Source organism: Chitinophaga niabensis, assembly GCF_900129465.1.
Classification (GTDB): domain Bacteria; phylum Bacteroidota; class Bacteroidia; order Chitinophagales; family Chitinophagaceae; genus Chitinophaga; species Chitinophaga niabensis.
On the sequence record NZ_FSRA01000001.1, the window covers coordinates 1 to 15,928 of the forward strand.

At 44.6% G+C, this 15,928-nt stretch carries 14 protein-coding genes and 1 other RNA gene; 8 read left to right on the forward strand and 7 right to left on the reverse strand.

Translation table 11 applies throughout. From position 1 onward, the window contains the following. The 3 genes from BUR42_RS00005 to BUR42_RS00015 all read left to right on the forward strand — a co-directional run. The coding region (locus tag BUR42_RS00005; protein WP_074237052.1) for a Calx-beta domain-containing protein at positions 1-3,510 on the forward strand (3,510 nt) is incomplete at its 5' end. A 10-nt stretch (positions 3,511-3,520) separates the two neighbouring features. Then, positions 3,521-4,438, forward strand: coding sequence for a PorP/SprF family type IX secretion system membrane protein (locus tag BUR42_RS00010; protein ID WP_074237053.1), 918 nt, complete (start codon positions 3,521-3,523; stop codon positions 4,436-4,438). Positions 4,439-5,360: 922 nt separating this feature from the next. Beyond that, positions 5,361-5,573: a hypothetical protein gene (locus BUR42_RS00015; RefSeq protein ID WP_143197287.1), complete on the forward strand. Its 213-nt coding sequence runs from the start codon at positions 5,361-5,363 to the stop codon at positions 5,571-5,573. Here BUR42_RS00015 and BUR42_RS00020 read toward each other — a convergent pair. From BUR42_RS00020 to rplU, 5 genes are all read right to left on the reverse strand, one after another. Then, positions 5,570-6,259 (reverse strand): PrsW family intramembrane metalloprotease, encoded by a 690-nt coding sequence (locus tag BUR42_RS00020; RefSeq protein WP_074237055.1) that lies wholly within the window; start codon positions 6,257-6,259, stop codon positions 5,570-5,572. The two genes, BUR42_RS00015 and BUR42_RS00020, sit on opposite strands and share 4 nt — an antisense overlap. Further along, positions 6,259-7,941, reverse strand: a complete 1,683-nt coding sequence (locus BUR42_RS00025; protein ID WP_074237056.1) for a PHP domain-containing protein — start codon at positions 7,939-7,941, stop codon at positions 6,259-6,261. The genes BUR42_RS00020 and BUR42_RS00025 overlap by 1 nt, the downstream gene beginning before the upstream one ends. 116 nt (positions 7,942-8,057) lie before the next feature. Next, positions 8,058-8,336, reverse strand: coding sequence for a hypothetical protein (locus tag BUR42_RS00030; RefSeq protein ID WP_200798192.1), 279 nt, complete (start codon positions 8,334-8,336; stop codon positions 8,058-8,060). A 68-nt stretch (positions 8,337-8,404) separates the two neighbouring features. Next, positions 8,405-8,683, reverse strand: a complete 279-nt coding sequence (gene rpmA / locus BUR42_RS00035) for a 50S ribosomal protein L27 (protein ID WP_074237058.1) — start codon at positions 8,681-8,683, stop codon at positions 8,405-8,407. A 35-nt stretch (positions 8,684-8,718) separates the two neighbouring features. Beyond that, positions 8,719-9,021: a 50S ribosomal protein L21 gene (gene rplU, locus BUR42_RS00040; protein ID WP_074240352.1), complete on the reverse strand. Its 303-nt coding sequence runs from the start codon at positions 9,019-9,021 to the stop codon at positions 8,719-8,721. A 323-nt stretch (positions 9,022-9,344) separates the two neighbouring features. On the opposite strand from rplU, the gene BUR42_RS00045 reads away from it, so the two are divergent. The 5 genes from BUR42_RS00045 (at position 9,345) to BUR42_RS00065 (ending at position 14,675) form a co-directional block, all read left to right on the forward strand. Further along, positions 9,345-10,844, forward strand: coding sequence for a GH3 auxin-responsive promoter family protein (locus BUR42_RS00045; RefSeq protein WP_074237059.1), 1,500 nt, complete (start codon positions 9,345-9,347; stop codon positions 10,842-10,844). 113 nt (positions 10,845-10,957) lie between these two features. After that, positions 10,958-12,121, forward strand: coding sequence for a 1-deoxy-D-xylulose-5-phosphate reductoisomerase (locus tag BUR42_RS00050; RefSeq protein ID WP_074240353.1), 1,164 nt, complete (start codon positions 10,958-10,960; stop codon positions 12,119-12,121). Between the two features lie 53 nt (positions 12,122-12,174). Further along, positions 12,175-13,509, forward strand: coding sequence for an RIP metalloprotease RseP (gene rseP / locus BUR42_RS00055; RefSeq protein WP_074237060.1), 1,335 nt, complete (start codon positions 12,175-12,177; stop codon positions 13,507-13,509). Between the two features lie 25 nt (positions 13,510-13,534). Then, positions 13,535-13,907, forward strand: a transfer-messenger RNA (tmRNA) gene (gene ssrA / locus BUR42_RS00060). Between the two features lie 177 nt (positions 13,908-14,084). Next, positions 14,085-14,675 (forward strand): hypothetical protein, encoded by a 591-nt coding sequence (locus tag BUR42_RS00065; protein ID WP_143197288.1) that lies wholly within the window; start codon positions 14,085-14,087, stop codon positions 14,673-14,675. On the opposite strand, the gene BUR42_RS00070 is transcribed toward BUR42_RS00065, so the two are convergent. Together BUR42_RS00070 and BUR42_RS00075 are read right to left on the reverse strand one after the other, a co-directional pair. After that, positions 14,672-15,028 (reverse strand): DUF4345 domain-containing protein, encoded by a 357-nt coding sequence (locus BUR42_RS00070; protein ID WP_084185230.1) that lies wholly within the window; start codon positions 15,026-15,028, stop codon positions 14,672-14,674. The genes BUR42_RS00065 and BUR42_RS00070 overlap by 4 nt on opposite strands. 44 nt (positions 15,029-15,072) lie before the next feature. After that, positions 15,073-15,861 carry a hypothetical protein gene (locus BUR42_RS00075; RefSeq protein ID WP_143197289.1) on the reverse strand — a complete coding sequence of 263 codons (789 nt, stop codon included), beginning with the start codon at positions 15,859-15,861 and terminating at the stop codon, positions 15,073-15,075. Between the last annotated feature and the right edge of the window lie 67 nt (positions 15,862-15,928).

Genomic DNA, 15,928 nt, shown 5'->3' on the forward strand with positions numbered 1-15,928 from the left:
GGCACAGCTACCGGCTTTACTGTAACAGGTGCCACGGTGAACATCACGGATGCTACAGGCACCTCCGCCAACAAACAGCTGACCCTTACCCCTGATGCCTCCACGGTGGCAGAAGGTGGCAGTATCCAGGTGAAAGTAAGTTTACCAACAAACATCATCACCTCAGAAGCCCAAACCATCAGCTTAACCAGTGGTGCAGGAACCGTAGCCACTTTGCTGGGCACAGAATACACCCTGCCAGCAACCGTTACGATCCCCGCAGGCGGTAATGACGCTACCTTCACCCTTACAGCGAACACTGATCAAATTATAGAGCCCAACGAAACATTAGAGATCAAAGCCACCGCCACCATATTCGGTGAAGCGGTGACCACATCTTCCAACATAGCTATTACAGATGTAACAGCCAGCAAGTTGATCACGATCACCGGCGCTACCACGGTAACAGAAGGTAACAGTGTAACGATCACCTTCAGCCTGCCAGCAGGTACCACTACTGCAGAAGCCATAGAAATTAACCTGGCTCAGGGAACAAACACTCCTGCAGTAATTGCGGCTGACCTCAATGGTGGTATCCCTGACAAAGTGATCATCCCTGCCGGCGGCAACGATGTTACTTTAACAATCCAGGCAAATACAGATGGTGTGATAGAAACTGTAGAGAAACTGCACCTGATCCCATCCGCTGCCGGAGGATTTACCTTCAGCCAGGATGTATTATTGGATGTATTGGACGAAACACACAGCGGTACCATTACTTTCACGAGCAACACAGCGTCTATCCTTGAAGCAGATGGTGTTGCCACAATAACAGTTAGTCTCCCCGGAGTACTGACTGCAGGTAGTGATATCCAGGTGAACATCACCAAAGGATCTTCCACAGCAAGTCTTTCAGATCACAGTGCTTTACCAGCATCTGTAACTATCCTTTCCGGCCAGCATGAAACAACTTTCACTGTTTCTGCTCCATTGGACCTGATCCTGGAAGGCACTGAAAGTCTTGTACTCGAAGGTTCTGCATTGGGATATGGAGTAAGTGGCACAACCATACAGATTGAAGATTCTACACGCAGGGACCCGCTGAATACGGTGATATCATTGCATCCAAACGGAGGTAGCATCGCAGAAGGCACAACAGGACATTTCTATGTTAGCCTTCCGCCAAATGTTGAATCCGGCACACCTATAGTGGTGCAACTGGCTAAAGTAGGTGCATCCTCTACAGCTGCGGATACAGATCACACAAATATTCCGGCAAGTATTACTATTCCTGCGAATAATAATACCAGCGCTAATTTTGATATTTCCGCAGTGATAGATGGTATTATTGAACCAGTGGAAACAGTGCTGGTGGATGGTGTTGTTCCTGCAGGATTCACCTTTGCAGGTGCCAGCATTGATATCACAGATGCCACCGGTCTTACCCTGGCAAACAGGCAGATCAGCATCACAATAGATTCAACTATCCTGCATGAGGGTAATACCAGTAAAGTAACTTTTGCATTGCCAGGCGGTATCACGTCTGCAACAGACATAGCTATCAACGTAAGTGCTTATAGTGGGTTCTCTGCTGGTTCAGCCGACTTCACCCTCACACCTAATACTGTGATCCTGCCAAAAGATGTGAATGAGGTAACGGTGATACTGGAAGCAATAGCAGACAACACAGATGAGCCGGATGAACAATTGAAACTCACGGGTACTGCTACGGGCTTTACCGTGTTGCATAGCAATATTATGACTATTCCGGGCTCAGGTGCTCCGGCAGTTACGGTAACCGCTGTTAAAACAACAGATGCCGCAGAGCCTTCCACACCGGGTGTGTTCACCATCAAACTTCCAGGGAGTGCAGCTGCACCTGCAGATATTACGGTGAATTATACGGTAACAGGAACAGCGGTTTCTAACGAAGATTACGAACCTCTTTCCGGTGTGGCTATTATCAAAGCCGGAGATAACGGCATCACTATTCCGGTAGTCGTAAAAGATGATCAGATCATAGAAGGAGATGAAACCCTGCAATTGACGCTTCAATCTGCCAGCTTCGTTCATTTTGGTAATACCATTGCTGCAAGCGTTGATAATACTGGTGGAGCAGGTATGCTGATCCTGGATGATGAAAACATTGCAGAGGGACGTAAGATCTTAATCGAGAAAGTAAGCGATGCTTCCGAACCATCCAACAATGGAAGTGTAAGGATACGTTTTGCAGATGCGCAATTTACCGCTACTGTTCCTGTAACAGTTACTTACACAGTATCCGGCACAGCAACCGCCGATATTGATTATAATGCTTTATCTGGTACAGTAACAATCCCTGCCGGTGATCACGACATGATCATCCAGATTGTACCGAAAGATGATACCGATCAGGAAGGAACAGAAACCATCATTATTCAGTTAACAGGTGCCAGCGCAGGACTTCCGCTTGCAACCCAGCAGCAGGCCACAGTGAACCTGGCTGATAATGATATGATGACGGTGGAAGTATCTGCACCAGCCAGTGTAACAGAAGGTACTGTTATCCCGGTAAAAGTACGTGCATCACAAATCACCCCGGTAGATATGCCGGTGACGATCAGTCTGCAGCATGATGCCTTCAGGACGGTAACTACCAGTGCAATATTTACCATTATAATACCGGCTAACCAGCAGGAAGCCACCTTAAATGTGGTACTGGATGATAATGATATCAATGATAACAATGGTTTTGTCAACCTGGCCATTCAGCCATTTGCCGGCGTGGGACAACCATATGGAATAGGTACTAAGGCAACGGCCGCAACAATAGTTACAGACAACGATCCATTAGAGATCTCATTCAAGGTGGATACTGCCAGGGTGAAAGAAGGAAATACCGGGATCACTCCATTAGGCTTCACCGTTAAACTGAATCGTATGAGCAGCCGCGTGATCAACCTGAACTACCAGTTTGCAGATGCGTTTGAAGGAGCAGGAGCAGATAAGGATCCGATGAGGGCAAGGGCAGGAGAGGACTTCCAGTCTCACATCACCAGCCTGGCGATTGCACCCATGCAATTGGAGGCAGAGATTGTAGTGCCGGTGATCGGAGATGTGGATTCAGAAATAGACCAGCTCTTTGCTATCCGGTTGACCACAGCTACAGTGGCCTCTTCAGAAAATGCGCCCTCGGTTGTGAATCCGCTTATCGCCATAGGCATTATACAGAATGATGATCAGCCGATTGAAATGGAGATCAGAGTGAATAAAGGCTTATCGCCGAATGGTGATGGCAAGAACGATGTACTCATCATTGAGAACCTGGAAAAATATGTACAGAATGAGATCGTGATCGTGAACCGTTGGGGTGGAACAATTTATAAAACAAGTAATTACAATAACCAGTCAAACAATTTCAGCGGTCGCGCTAATACTGGCGGTGGTTCCGGAAGTAATCTGCCGGATGGTTCTTATTTCTATGTTCTGCATGTGTGGGACAGTAATGGAAATATGACACGCCACACAGGATACATAGTATTGAAACGATAAACTTATCACTATGAAAAAGAGCCTCAGAAAGCTGTTCGTAGTCGGGATGTTTTGCAGTTGCGCTTTTGCTCAACAGGTAGCCGCACAGCAGCAACCCGTATTTGCCCAATACCTCTTCAATGGTATGGTTGTAAACCCCGCTTATCCGTCTATGGACGAATTCAGCAGCGCAACCGTTGTTGCCCGTAATCAGTGGGTAGGAATGGAAGGTGCCCCCAAAACAGCTGCATTTTCTTTTTATACGCCCATCAATGCTTCTAATACAAGTATTGGTTTTATGGCTATGAAAGATCAGATCACCATCTATTCACAAACGGGTTTCCGTTTCAATATTTCCCAGAAAGTGAAAATGAATGAGAAGTTATTCCTGTCGCTGGGATTGAATGGAGGGATGGAGCAATTCTCTGACGACAATACACACCTGGGAACAGATGATCCCGTATTTGCCACTAACCAGAAATACTGGAAGTCTGACGTGGGCTTCGGAATGATATTATTCTCAGAGAAATTCTTTGTTGGAATAGGCGCCCCGGTCTTTAAAAGTTTCAACCTGGGAAGTCCTGCCAATAAAGTAGCGTTCAAAAGACATTTGTATTTGCAGGCTGGCATTATAAAAGATGTAAGTAAGGATATTAAATTCAGGCCGGGACTTTTATTAAGACAAGTTACAGGAGCAGGGCTGCAGCTGGATGTAAGTGCGGTATTCCTCATTAAGGATATTGTTTGGGCAGGAGCTACCTGGCGTACAGAAAAAACGGCCAGTGCAATGGTACAGGTACAGATACTGAAGAATTTCATGCTGGGTTATTCATATGATTTTGCATCTGCCACACATCTCAAAGGAATGCAGTCCGGTTCTCACGATCTGATGCTGAATTATCGCTTTTCCTTTAAGAAAGGGAAGACCCTCACCCCACGTTTCTTTTAGATTATCAATAGAAAACATATTATATAAAGAAATATCCGGATATGGAAATCCGGATATTCCTTTTGTACGTATATACCTCCTCAAAGAGGTACATATTTCAAAAACAGATTGAACATTTGTACCGTATATGTGTTAAGTTTAGAGATGCAGGTGAGTATGAATTTGATGTGTGATCTTTGAAAGGAATGGGATAGCGATTAACTGATGGATACGCCTGGAAGTACTAATGGCAAAAGGCTTGAGACTAACAGCCATGTGTTTTAGTTAATAGTTAGTTATCCTAACATAGAAATGTTTGTTTCTTCATTTTTTTCATATAGATTTGATTAAACGTATTTGAGAAGCAACCTTGCCAATCAATAAGTTCTTTCTAAACAAATTGAGAATACACCACTGTAAGATATTCAGTAAACTGAGGGGTTTACACAACTTTTTGTCTTAAGCTAAATTGGAGAAAAAACCGAGCCTGATGTTCGTGTCGGGCTCTTCTTTTTTTAGTAGGTCTAACTACTCATTTAGCCACAAGAAATTTAGGGAATAAGGGATTTTTGTCTTAAACTAAATTGGAGAAAAACGAGCCTGATGGTCGAATCGGGCTCTTTCTGTAAAGGGAATGAATATAATGACATTACATATATAAAAAGCCCGGGTCTATCCCGGGCTTTTTCGTTTATAACTGTAAAAAATAGTAGTATTCCTAACATAGTAAATATTTTTTTGTAGATTTAAAGCGTGAATGCTGGCCTTTGTGTGAATAATTAATCATTATCTCCCTGATATATAACTCTTTTATCCACTTTGCATTACTAGTTAATTTGGAGGATGGGCCTGATTGTCAAGTCGGGCTCTTTTTTTGCTTATATAAGAAGGCAGATTACCTACTTATACGGAAATTTCGTAAATTTCAGTAAAGCATTATCGGATGGATCTATTAATGAAAGAGGCTTTTATTACCTTATTTGCTATGCTGCATCTCTGGCTGGTAGTGAGGTTTTGCGTGCAGCATACCTTTAAGCAGTCCGATAATCCACGTCCTTACCACCTCAAATGGCTGATCCTCGTATTTTTCCTCCCTTTTGTAGGATATGGCCTCTATCTTTGGTTAACAAGAGGTTATGTAACTGAAGAGAATTAAGGTTCCTTATTCCAGCGCCGTGATATTTCCCTTTGGTGTTTTATAGCCCGGATAGACAAACGTACGGCTATATAGAAGCATAGGAGGGAAGCCAGCATCAGGTAAACACTATCTCCTATAAAGAGGAAGAAATCATAGGCCCCGTGAAACAATACAGCCCAGAAAAGTCCCGTGATTAACAAAGTTCCGCGATGTTGCGGAATGAATTTAGCCAGGCCGGTATAATATCCCATTAAAACAGCAAAGGCTGCGTGTGCAGGTACGGAAGTGAACATGCGCACCAACCCTGTTCCTATACCATATTGCGCTACATAGGTGATATTTTCTGCTGTGGCAAATCCCATCCCTATCATTACGGAATAAACAATCCCGTCAAAAGGTTCATCAAATTCGGCTTTGGGATAAGCATAGAAACGTAATACAAGGAATTTACCCAGTTCTTCACTCAGGCCTACAACACCAAATGCATATATAGCGGTATTGAGCAATCCAGGCATGGAAGCAGTCCAGCCCCGGGAGGCTGCGAATATCTGGACCGCCAGCGGGAAAGATACACTCAGTACACCCAAAAGGAAAGCGCGGATCAATAACCGCGCCGGTTCACGGTCGCGACTATCCAGGAAATAGATAAGCAGGGAAATAGCAACACCAGGTGCTACTGCGATGGCCAGAATGTGTAAGATCATCAGATCCCTTTTTGTTGTTTACGTTGTGCCAGGAAAGATTCCAGCTCATCCCGTGTTAAGCTGCTCAGGTTCTTTTCTTTCGTCAAACCTCCTTTTTGAGCAGCCAGTGTACCATATTTGATATCGTGATATCCGCTGATAGTATGGGCATCCGGGTCGATGGAGAGCAGCGCGCCTTTTTTAATGGCAGAAGGGATCCATTCCCAATCTATATCCAGCCGGCGGGGATGCGCATTTAATTCTATCACCACATGATGGGCCACGCAGGCATCGATGATCTCTTCATGATTAAGTGGATAACCGTTCCTGCTCAGCAATAGTCTGCCGGTCATATGACCGAGGATGGTGGTATAAGGATTTGAGATGGCTTTCAGCACGCGCGCCATCGCTTTTTCTTCTGTCATTTTAAGATTGGAATGCACAGAAGCGATCACCAGGTCAAAGCTGGCAAGGACCTCATCCGGATAATCCAGGCTGCCATCGTTGAGGATATCTGCTTCAATACTCTTAAATATCTTAAAGGGAGCCAGCTGACGGTTTAATTCATCTATCTGTTGATGCTGGGCAATGATCCTTTCAGGATGTAAGCCGTTTGCGTAAAAAGCGGAACGGGAGTGATCACTGATCACCAGGTATTCAAAGCCTTGTTCTTTGGCGGCTTTGGCCATTTCCTCCAGGCTCTGCAGGCCATCGCTCCATTGGCTGTGGGAGTGAATGATACCCCTGATATCAGTGGTTTCTATGAGTTTTGGCAAAGCATTAGCGGCGGCCAGCGCTACTTCTCCTTTTCCTTCACGCAGGCAGGGGAGTATGTAGGGAAGGTCTGCTTTTTCAAAGATGGCTTCTTCCGTAGCTTCGTTTCCGCCGGATGCCTGGCCGGCGTGCGCAAAAAACTGGTCCAGGAAAGCTTCCGAACCTGTGGTAACAAAAAGTTTGGTAGCAAAATGCTCCGGTTGTACCCCGTATATTTTAAGTTTGATGTGCTCTTTATATTGCATGATAACGGCATCGTCCGTATTGTCCAGCCGGGTGAACCCTTCCACTGTTTTAAGCTTTTCTGCCACCTGGTCTATAGGCACGGCTACTACGAACTCCAATTCATCGATAATGGGTTGCTGACGACGGAAATTACCTGAAACAGCTGCTTTTGCAGGAGAGAACACCTGCTGCAGTATGCCTTCCATTTCTCCCGCGAAAGCCTCTACTTCTGCATAGAGATAACGTTCACGGTTAGACAAAAAGAACTCGATGCTTTGTTTGATACTGTCCTGCGTTTTTTGTCCAAACCCTTTGAACAGGAGCAGGCGGTTTTCGTTGCAGGCATAGAGCAATTCCCCCAGGCTTTCTATTTCCAGCTCCTTCCAGATGGTGGCGATCTTTTTTGGGCCGAGGCCTTTGATCTTCATCATTTCCAGGATGCCCGCCGGGGTTTTCTGGATATAATCTTCCAATACCCCGAATCTGCCGGTCTGGAGCATTTCTATCACACTTTTCCCGGTGGATTCACCAATTCCTTTGATCTTGAAAATAGCGTCATGCGGTGTTTCCGCCAGGGGAACAGTTAATTTTTCTATCTGGAAAGCTGCATTAGCGAAGGATTTGGCTTTAAAGGAGTTATCGCCATGAATATCCATGAGCTTTGCGAGCAGGGAGAAGTTATCTGCAATGATATAGTTGTCCATAGATGGCGTAAGTTAGGGGATTCGGCCGGAATGAGCAAAGGGGAGAGGGGAGTTTACACAAAAAAAGAACCCCGATTTTCATCGGGGTTCTTATGCTACAGTTAGTAAATTCGAAATTACATGGCCGGAGCTGATGGTGCAGAAGGAGCAGCTTTTTTAGCGGCTTTCTTCTTTGGAGCTGCTTTCTTTTTAGGAGCGGCTTTTTTAGCAGCAGCTTTCTTTTTAGGAGCAGCTTTCTTAGCAGCAGCTTTCTTTTTAGGAGCAGCTTTCTTAGCAGCAGCTTTCTTTTTAGGAGCAGCTTTCTTAGCAGCAGCTTTCTTTTTAGGAGCAGCTTTCTTAGCAGCAGCTTTCTTCTTAGGAGCCGCTTTTTTAGCAGCTTTCTTAATTGTTGCCATTGTTTTTTGAATTTTTGGGTTAGTAATTAAAATTGGGTATCAAAAAAAACTTTATGGCTAACACTGCATTAAGCTTCCGCCTGTGCAGTGGTATCAAATGACTTTACGGAAACGTAGGTTCTGTCTTTCTGACCTTTTCTAAATTCCACCAGACCATCTGTAAGAGCGTAGATGGTAAAATCCTTACCAATACCTACGTTAGAACCTGCATGATAAACTGTGCCTCTTTGACGGATAATAATATTACCTGCTACCGCCACCTGGCCACCGAAGATTTTAACTCCCAGCCTTTTGCTGTGGGAATCACGACCGTTCTTAACACTACCTTCACCTTTTTTATGTGCCATTGTATTAGTACTTTATAACTTTTATCAATATAAAATTAAGCAATTTCGTTGATCTTGATACGGGTAAAATGAGTACGGTGACCCACTTTCTTTCTGAAGCCTTTTCTTCTCTTCATTTTGAAAGCGATCACTTTATCACCTTGAACGTGAGCCAGGATCTCTGCTTTTACTACTGATTTTACATCAGTGCCAACGGTTATCTTGCCGTCGTTGTCGGTCAGCAGAACTTCTGCGAATTCTACTTTATCTCCGATATTACCAGTCAATTGCTGTACAAAGATCTCTTGATCCTTAGCTACCTTGAATTGCTGACCTGCGATTGTTACAACTGCGAACATAATATTCCAAAAATAATTTCCTGCAAAGGTATTACTTTGTTTTTTAATCAACAAAGAAATTAATACTTATTGCAGTACATCGCCCCAGCGAACCGGGGCAGTACATTGAAAAATAGCTTTTTACATATCAAAGATACGGAGTTTTTAGTATTTTAGTTTTTTTTAACAATTGTTTAGCATCCCTGCTCCCCCGCGCCCTACCCTGTTATACCCCAATTTCCGCTACAATGCCCGGCTGTAGCCACTCCGAAAAACAACTATCTTGCGTACAATTTTTATACTTTTGTTCTTCACGTTGATCATTAAATTTAAAATATCGGGGCATGAAGTTTAAATCACTGCTGGCCAAACCATTTGCTTCCATTATCGCAAATAAGGTAAAGAAGGAAATGCAAAGGGCGGTGGAAGATCAGGAATCAATCTGGCAAGAACTGATAAAAACCGGCAGGAAAACGGAATTTGGCAAAGATCACCAGTTTGAGAATATACAATCCTACGAGGCCTATAAGCAGGCTGTTCCCGTTAGGGATTATGAACAATTCAAACCTTATATTGAGAAGATAAAGGAAGGAAAGCATAATATATTATGGAAAGGGCAGCCGATCTACTTTGCCAAAACCTCAGGAACTACCAGCGGGGTTAAGTATATCCCCATCACAAAGGAATCAGTAGACCACCATTTTAATACTTCCCGCAATGCGGTTTTTTGTAATGTGGTGGAAACCGGCGATACCAGTGTGTTCGATGGGAAACTTATTTTCCTTTCCGGCTCTCCTGAACTGGAACGTGTGGGTGGGATCCCCACAGGCAGGTTGAGCGGTATTGCCAATCACCAGATCCCCCGTTATCTCCGCACCAACCAGTTACCCACCTACGAAACCAATTGTATTGAAGATTGGGAAACAAAGCTGGGCAAGATCGTGGAGGAAACCATTAATGCCGATATGCGCCTGATCAGTGGGATTCCACCGTGGATGCAGATGTATTTCGACAGATTGATGGCACAGAGCGGCAAAACAGTGGGGGAACTGTTCCCGAATTTCAAATTACTGGTGCACGGTGGTGTGAACTTTGAGCCATACAGGGCTAAACTCATGGATTCTGTGGGCCGGAAAGTGACCACCATTGAAACTTTCCCCGCTTCTGAAGGTTTCTTTGCCTTCCAGGACTCGCAGGAACAGGAAGGATTGCTCCTGAACACCAATGCCGGTATCTTTTTCGAATTTATACCCGCAGCCGAAATATTTAATGAGAACCCTGCCCGTATTCCGCTGAAAGAAGTGAAAACTGGTGTGAACTATGCCATGATAGTGAGTACCAATGCAGGTTTATGGGCTTATAACATAGGAGATACCGTTAAGTTCCTGTCCACCAACCCTTACCGGATAGTGGTAACCGGCCGTACGAAACATTTTATTTCCGCATTCGGGGAACATGTGATCGGAGAGGAGGTAGAACAAAGTCTGATGGGGGTTGCCGATACCAGCGGCGTGCGGATCACCGAATTTACGGTAGCCCCGCGCATCCAGGTAAATGGGGAATTGCCCTACCATGAATGGTTTGTGGAGTTTGAGCAGATCCCGGATAACCTGGAAGCATTTGCACTCCAGGTAGACCGGCAATTGCGGAACAAGAACATTTATTACGAAGATTTGTTAACCGGTAATATATTACAACCTTTAAAGATCAGGCCCGTACGCAAAAATGGGTTTATTGACTACATGAAATCCATCGGTAAGCTGGGAGGGCAGAATAAAGTGCCCCGGCTCAGTAACGACAGGCGAATTGCTGACGAACTGGGCAACTACCTGGCAGGACGCTAATCATATTATTACGCATGGACCGGCTTCTTCAATAACAAATGCAGAAGCCGGTTTCCGCACGCATATTGAAAAAACTGTTTAAATTTAACCATAGGAGTCATTCTTGTCTGATCATGAGTAAAAAACGTATTGCAATATTTGGTTCAACCGGGTCTATTGGTCGCCAGGCTTTAGAAGTGATTGCGGCGCATCCGGATAAGTTTGAGGTGGAAGTATTAACTGCTCAGCAGAATGCTGAACTCCTGATAGAACAGGCTTTGCAGTTTTCTCCCAATGCCGTTGTGATCGGTGATGAGAGCAAATATGCTGCTGTTAAAGAAGTGCTCTTTGATAAAGGGATCAAAGTGTTCGCAGGCCCTGCGGCCATGGTGGAAGTGGCTGCCTGGGATTCCATAGATTTTATGCTGGCGGCCATTATGGGCTTTGCCGGTCTGGCTCCTACCTTGTCTGCCCTGGAACAGGGAACACCTATTGGTTTAGCCAATAAGGAAACACTGGTGGTAGCCGGAGATATTGTGATAGCCACGGCCCGTAAGAAGAATGTACCCATTATCCCCGTTGATTCTGAGCATTCTGCCATCTTCCAGTGTTTACAGGGAGAACCTTTGGCTAAAGTGGAGAAAGTGATCCTCACCGCTTCAGGTGGGCCTTTCCTGGGAAAAAAGACCAACTTCCTTTTTAATGTTAAGAAAGACCATGCCCTGCAGCATCCAAACTGGAGCATGGGGGCAAAGATCAGCATAGATTCTGCCACCCTGATGAATAAGGGCCTGGAAATGATCGAAGCCAAATGGCTGTTTGGCCTTGCCGCTGATCAGATTGAAGTGATCGTACATCCGCAATCCATCATTCATTCCATGGTGCAATTCGCAGATGGCTCCATGAAAGCACAGATGGGCCTGCCGGACATGAAATTACCCATTCAGTATGCCCTGGGATATCCTGACCGTTTGTCCAATGATTTCCCCCGGTTTTCTTTTAAGAATTACCCCTCACTTACTTTTGAGCAACCAGATACCAAAACTTTCCGTAACCTTGCTATTGCCACAGAGGTATTGAAAAAAGGTGGAAATGCCGCCTGTATCATGAACGCAGCCAACGAAGAGGTAGTGAACGCTTTTTTAAAGAACCGCATAGGCTTCCTGCAAATGACGGAGGTGATCGAGGAAACGCTGGTAAAGATTCCTTTTGTTGAAAAGCCATCCTTACAGCATTATTATCAGGCTGATGCAGCTGCCCGCGAGCATGCCGCAGAGTTAATCCATAGCCTGACCTGATACTTGTCACCTTAATTATCTACATTAGCTTAAAAGTATATATTCAATAATACATGACAACACAGGAAATATTTGTAAAAGCAGGACAGTTGATCTTGTCGCTGTCGATTTTGGTGGTCCTGCATGAATTAGGGCATTTTATCCCGGCCAAGTTATTTAAGACCAAAGTAGAGAAGTTCTACCTGTTCTTCGATCCCTGGTTCTCTCTTTTTAAATTCAGGAAAGGTGATACCGAATATGGTGTGGGCTGGTTACCCCTGGGTGGTTATGTGAAGATCTCCGGGATGATAGACGAGAGTATGGACAAGGAGCAGATGAACAAACCTCCCCAGCCCTGGGAATTCCGTTCCAAACCAGCCTGGCAAAGGCTGATCATCATGATCGGCGGAGTAACCGTGAACCTGATCCTCGGATTCCTCATTTTTACCATGCTGCTTTGGTACTATGGAGAGCAATACCTACCTAATACCGCTGTAAAATATGGTATTGTAACAGATTCCCTGACAAGGAGCATCGGTCTGAAAGATGGAGATAAGATTCTTACAGTAGCCAATAAACCTGTTGAAAACTTTGAAGGCCTTGCAGGTGAAATGATCCTGAGAGAAGCGCAAAGCATAGAAGTAGAAAGGGATGGGCAAAAGATGGAGATCAAACTGCCGGAAGGTTTTGTAAGGCAATTGATCAAGCGGAAAGGACAGTTTGCAGAACCCCGTATCCTGGCTGTTTTTGATACCGTGTACAAAGAAAGGGAAGGTTATAAAGCAGGCTTCCGCCAGGGAGACAAGGTGTTAAAGTTTAATGATACGGCTATCAGCTATTTCCATGAGTATTACAAAGCCTTACGCAGGGATACCGGCAAAGTAGCCACTATTACCGTATTAAGGGGAGCAGATACTATTCCGATCACGGCTAAGATACCTGCTGAAGGATTTGGGATGAATGTGAGGCTCAGCAAACAATTCGACATTGTAACAAAGCATTATACCTTTGGCCAGGCTATCCCTGCAGGTTTCAACAGGGCGGTAAGCACACTGGTGAAATATGTACAGCAGTTACGCCTGATCTTTGTTTCCAAAGAAGTGAAAGTAACAGAATCCCTGGGTGGATTTATGAGCATTGGCAACCTGTTCCCTTCAGAATGGGATTGGCAGAGCTTCTGGACGTTCACTGCCTTATTGAGCATTATCCTCGCCTTTATGAATATCCTGCCTATTCCGGCATTGGATGGCGGACACGTAGTATTCCTCACGTATGAGATGATCACCGGCCGCAAGCCAAGTGAGAAATTCATGGAGTACGCACAGATCGTAGGGATGGTGATCCTGTTCAGTTTGTTACTGTTCGCGAATGGATTGGATGTGTGGCGTTGGATCACTTCGAAATTTTAGTGTATCTTTGCATTCTGTAAAACATGGGGCCGACCGGTTTTGACAGCATAGGTCTTTGAAAGTGTAAGCATGTCGTGCGTTGGATAATTAGCACGTAAATCTGAATACCCAAACATCAAAAGGCGAATCTAACTACGCCATGGCTGCCTAATTAAATTAGCGCACCCATTATGGCCGCTGTGAGTTGCTGTCTGCTGTGACTTCAGCCGCTGAATCAAACCAATAGCGGAATAGGTACTCATGGTTTCTGTGAGTGGGTACCGAAACTCAAACGGATAAGGACGAGGTTGGTTTGTTTTGCCCCTGCCGAGTTCCGACAAACCAATGCAAAAATAAACATGTAGAAAGCTTTCGGTGAATATGTTTGGACCCGGGTTCGACTCCCGGCGGTTCCACCAGGAAATATCATTTCTTTAAAATATCTATCTCGAAAGAGGTAGATATTTTTTTTGCTTAAAAACTGAAGCTATCCCCTGCATTTCAATACTATTTGGCTGAATAATTTACTTTTACCAACGGGGCCTGTGTTTTTCTTTTTGTAACCAACAGCCTTCTTTCTAACGTTTTGGACAGATATGAATTCCTATCGCTTCCGTTTTAATAATAGCAGGAAAACCTCAACTATTCTGTTTTGGTTTTTTACCACCTTGCTGACGGTTTCACTAACAACCACCGTTTTACTGGCACATTCGCACCCGCTTTTCCCCGCCTGGCTATTGCTGATCTCCTTGCCATTAATGTTTATGGCCATTTACAGGCTGTTTAAAGTGGCCTCCGAAAGGCAGTCGGCAGAAATTGTTTCACTTAATAAAGAAGGCTTTACCAGTTCCTGTTTCGGGTCTGTTTTGTTTTCGGAAATACACGCCATCCGGGTTCCGGTAAGGGAAATAGGGCTATTGGGGGGACTACAGCCCGACTATTATAAAAAAACAGATGCTGATATTCCTTACCTGGAATTTTCGATCACCACCCGGGATGGAAAAATGTTAAAATGGATATTGAATGAGTGGGGCGGGCTTTATAACTCAAAAGAAGACTTTTCAATTTTCTTTAACTTTCTTACAGCGCTAACCGATCAGTTGTATCAACTCTATCACGCCAACGAACCACATAAGAGCTATCTGAAAATTCTTGACGAAAAAGGTTCCTGGGAAAAGCGAGGTTAAGTTCCATACTTCTTTAAGTTTATCAAACCCCATACAGCAAGACACAACTCTACTATAAATCCAATCAAAAAATAAATACCAGGTACTCCGTCTATAGCCATGCTTACTAACCTCCCCAGCGCAAGGCCTCCCATAAAGGCAATATTGGTAATAGTTGCGGTGACCCAGAACCTGGATTTAATAATGCCCGCAATCCAGATCAGCGACATGCCCAGGTATAAACCCATCATGGCCCTGAAAATACTTGCCAGGTTGATAGCGTCTGCATTAAAATCAAACAGCAAAGGCAGGGTCTTTTGCGGGCATAAACCATAGGCCAGTGCAACGGGAATGATAATAAGTACGGATACCATCAAATGCAGATTCCTGTAAGATGTGTGTATCAATGGTTGAAAAATTAAGGGTACAGCAGGTTTTCCCGTCCTGCAAATAAATGTTTAACAAACCCCAGCAATGCTTCACCGGCAAAGGTCACCGTCGACTCATGCGACACATATACCAGCCATTCATAATTACGATCGCAAAAAACCGTTTCATAACAGTCCAGGTGAAAATCACCGGAGGATATCTCCGTAATAATTCCTTCTTCCGTTGTTTCCAGCAAATGCGCCGCCTGGCTGCTGATAAAACCGGTAATAGCCTGAAGGTCGGCGGATGTGATGGCAGCTTTAGCGAGATATACAATTTCTACAGGAGACAGGTTGTCGATCGGATCCCAATACCCGCCATCATAATTCCAACGTTCCAGCAGCACCTGGTAAACATCGCTTTTTTCGGCATCCTCCAGCCTTCTGCGATAGGGAAGCGGCACTGTTTTTTCCAGTATTTCAGGCGTAGCCGTGTCTATAAATTGAATGAATTTATCACGTTCCTGTTGAATAGCAGCGCTTTCAATGAGATTATCCTTGCGATCGGTCAGTGAGGAGTTCGCAGACCGGCCAATTTGTATTAACGAGGTGCGGCAGTCTGTCAAAGAAGGGAATGATTTACCCACCAGTGTTTCTATTTCTCCTAACATGGCGGCAAGGATATTATACCGCGGAAACAGATCATAATCATTGTCAGAATAAGAGTATGTGGGGTAATCCTGCCCGGTACGTTCCTTTGAATACCGGGTGGCCCAGTAATGATAATGTTCCATGCAATACCGCCGTGCTTCAGTGATAAGTGCTTCTGTTGACGTCATGCTGCAATGATAGGAAATTAATGGTTTGCTTTAAAGGATTTGGCCGTTCCGAATTTCCTATCCTCAC

Coding starts and splice junctions, on each gene's coding strand:
- BUR42_RS00010 (WP_074237053.1), top strand. CDS start 3,521: ATGAAAAAGAGCCTCAGAAAGCTGTTCGTAGTCGGGATGTTTTGCAGT.
- BUR42_RS00015 (WP_143197287.1), top strand. CDS start 5,361: ATGGATCTATTAATGAAAGAGGCTTTTATTACCTTATTTGCTATGCTG.
- BUR42_RS00020 (WP_074237055.1), bottom strand. CDS start 6,259: ATGATCTTACACATTCTGGCCATCGCAGTAGCACCTGGTGTTGCTATT.
- BUR42_RS00025 (WP_074237056.1), bottom strand. CDS start 7,941: ATGGACAACTATATCATTGCAGATAACTTCTCCCTGCTCGCAAAGCTC.
- BUR42_RS00030 (WP_200798192.1), bottom strand. CDS start 8,336: ATGGCAACAATTAAGAAAGCTGCTAAAAAAGCGGCTCCTAAGAAGAAA.
- rpmA (WP_074237058.1), bottom strand. CDS start 8,683: ATGGCACATAAAAAAGGTGAAGGTAGTGTTAAGAACGGTCGTGATTCC.
- rplU (WP_074240352.1), bottom strand. CDS start 9,021: ATGTTCGCAGTTGTAACAATCGCAGGTCAGCAATTCAAGGTAGCTAAG.
- BUR42_RS00045 (WP_074237059.1), top strand. CDS start 9,345: ATGAAGTTTAAATCACTGCTGGCCAAACCATTTGCTTCCATTATCGCA.
- BUR42_RS00050 (WP_074240353.1), top strand. CDS start 10,958: ATGAGTAAAAAACGTATTGCAATATTTGGTTCAACCGGGTCTATTGGT.
- rseP (WP_074237060.1), top strand. CDS start 12,175: ATGACAACACAGGAAATATTTGTAAAAGCAGGACAGTTGATCTTGTCG.
- BUR42_RS00065 (WP_143197288.1), top strand. CDS start 14,085: ATGAATTCCTATCGCTTCCGTTTTAATAATAGCAGGAAAACCTCAACT.
- BUR42_RS00070 (WP_084185230.1), bottom strand. CDS start 15,028: ATGGTATCCGTACTTATTATCATTCCCGTTGCACTGGCCTATGGTTTA.
- BUR42_RS00075 (WP_143197289.1), bottom strand. CDS start 15,861: ATGACGTCAACAGAAGCACTTATCACTGAAGCACGGCGGTATTGCATG.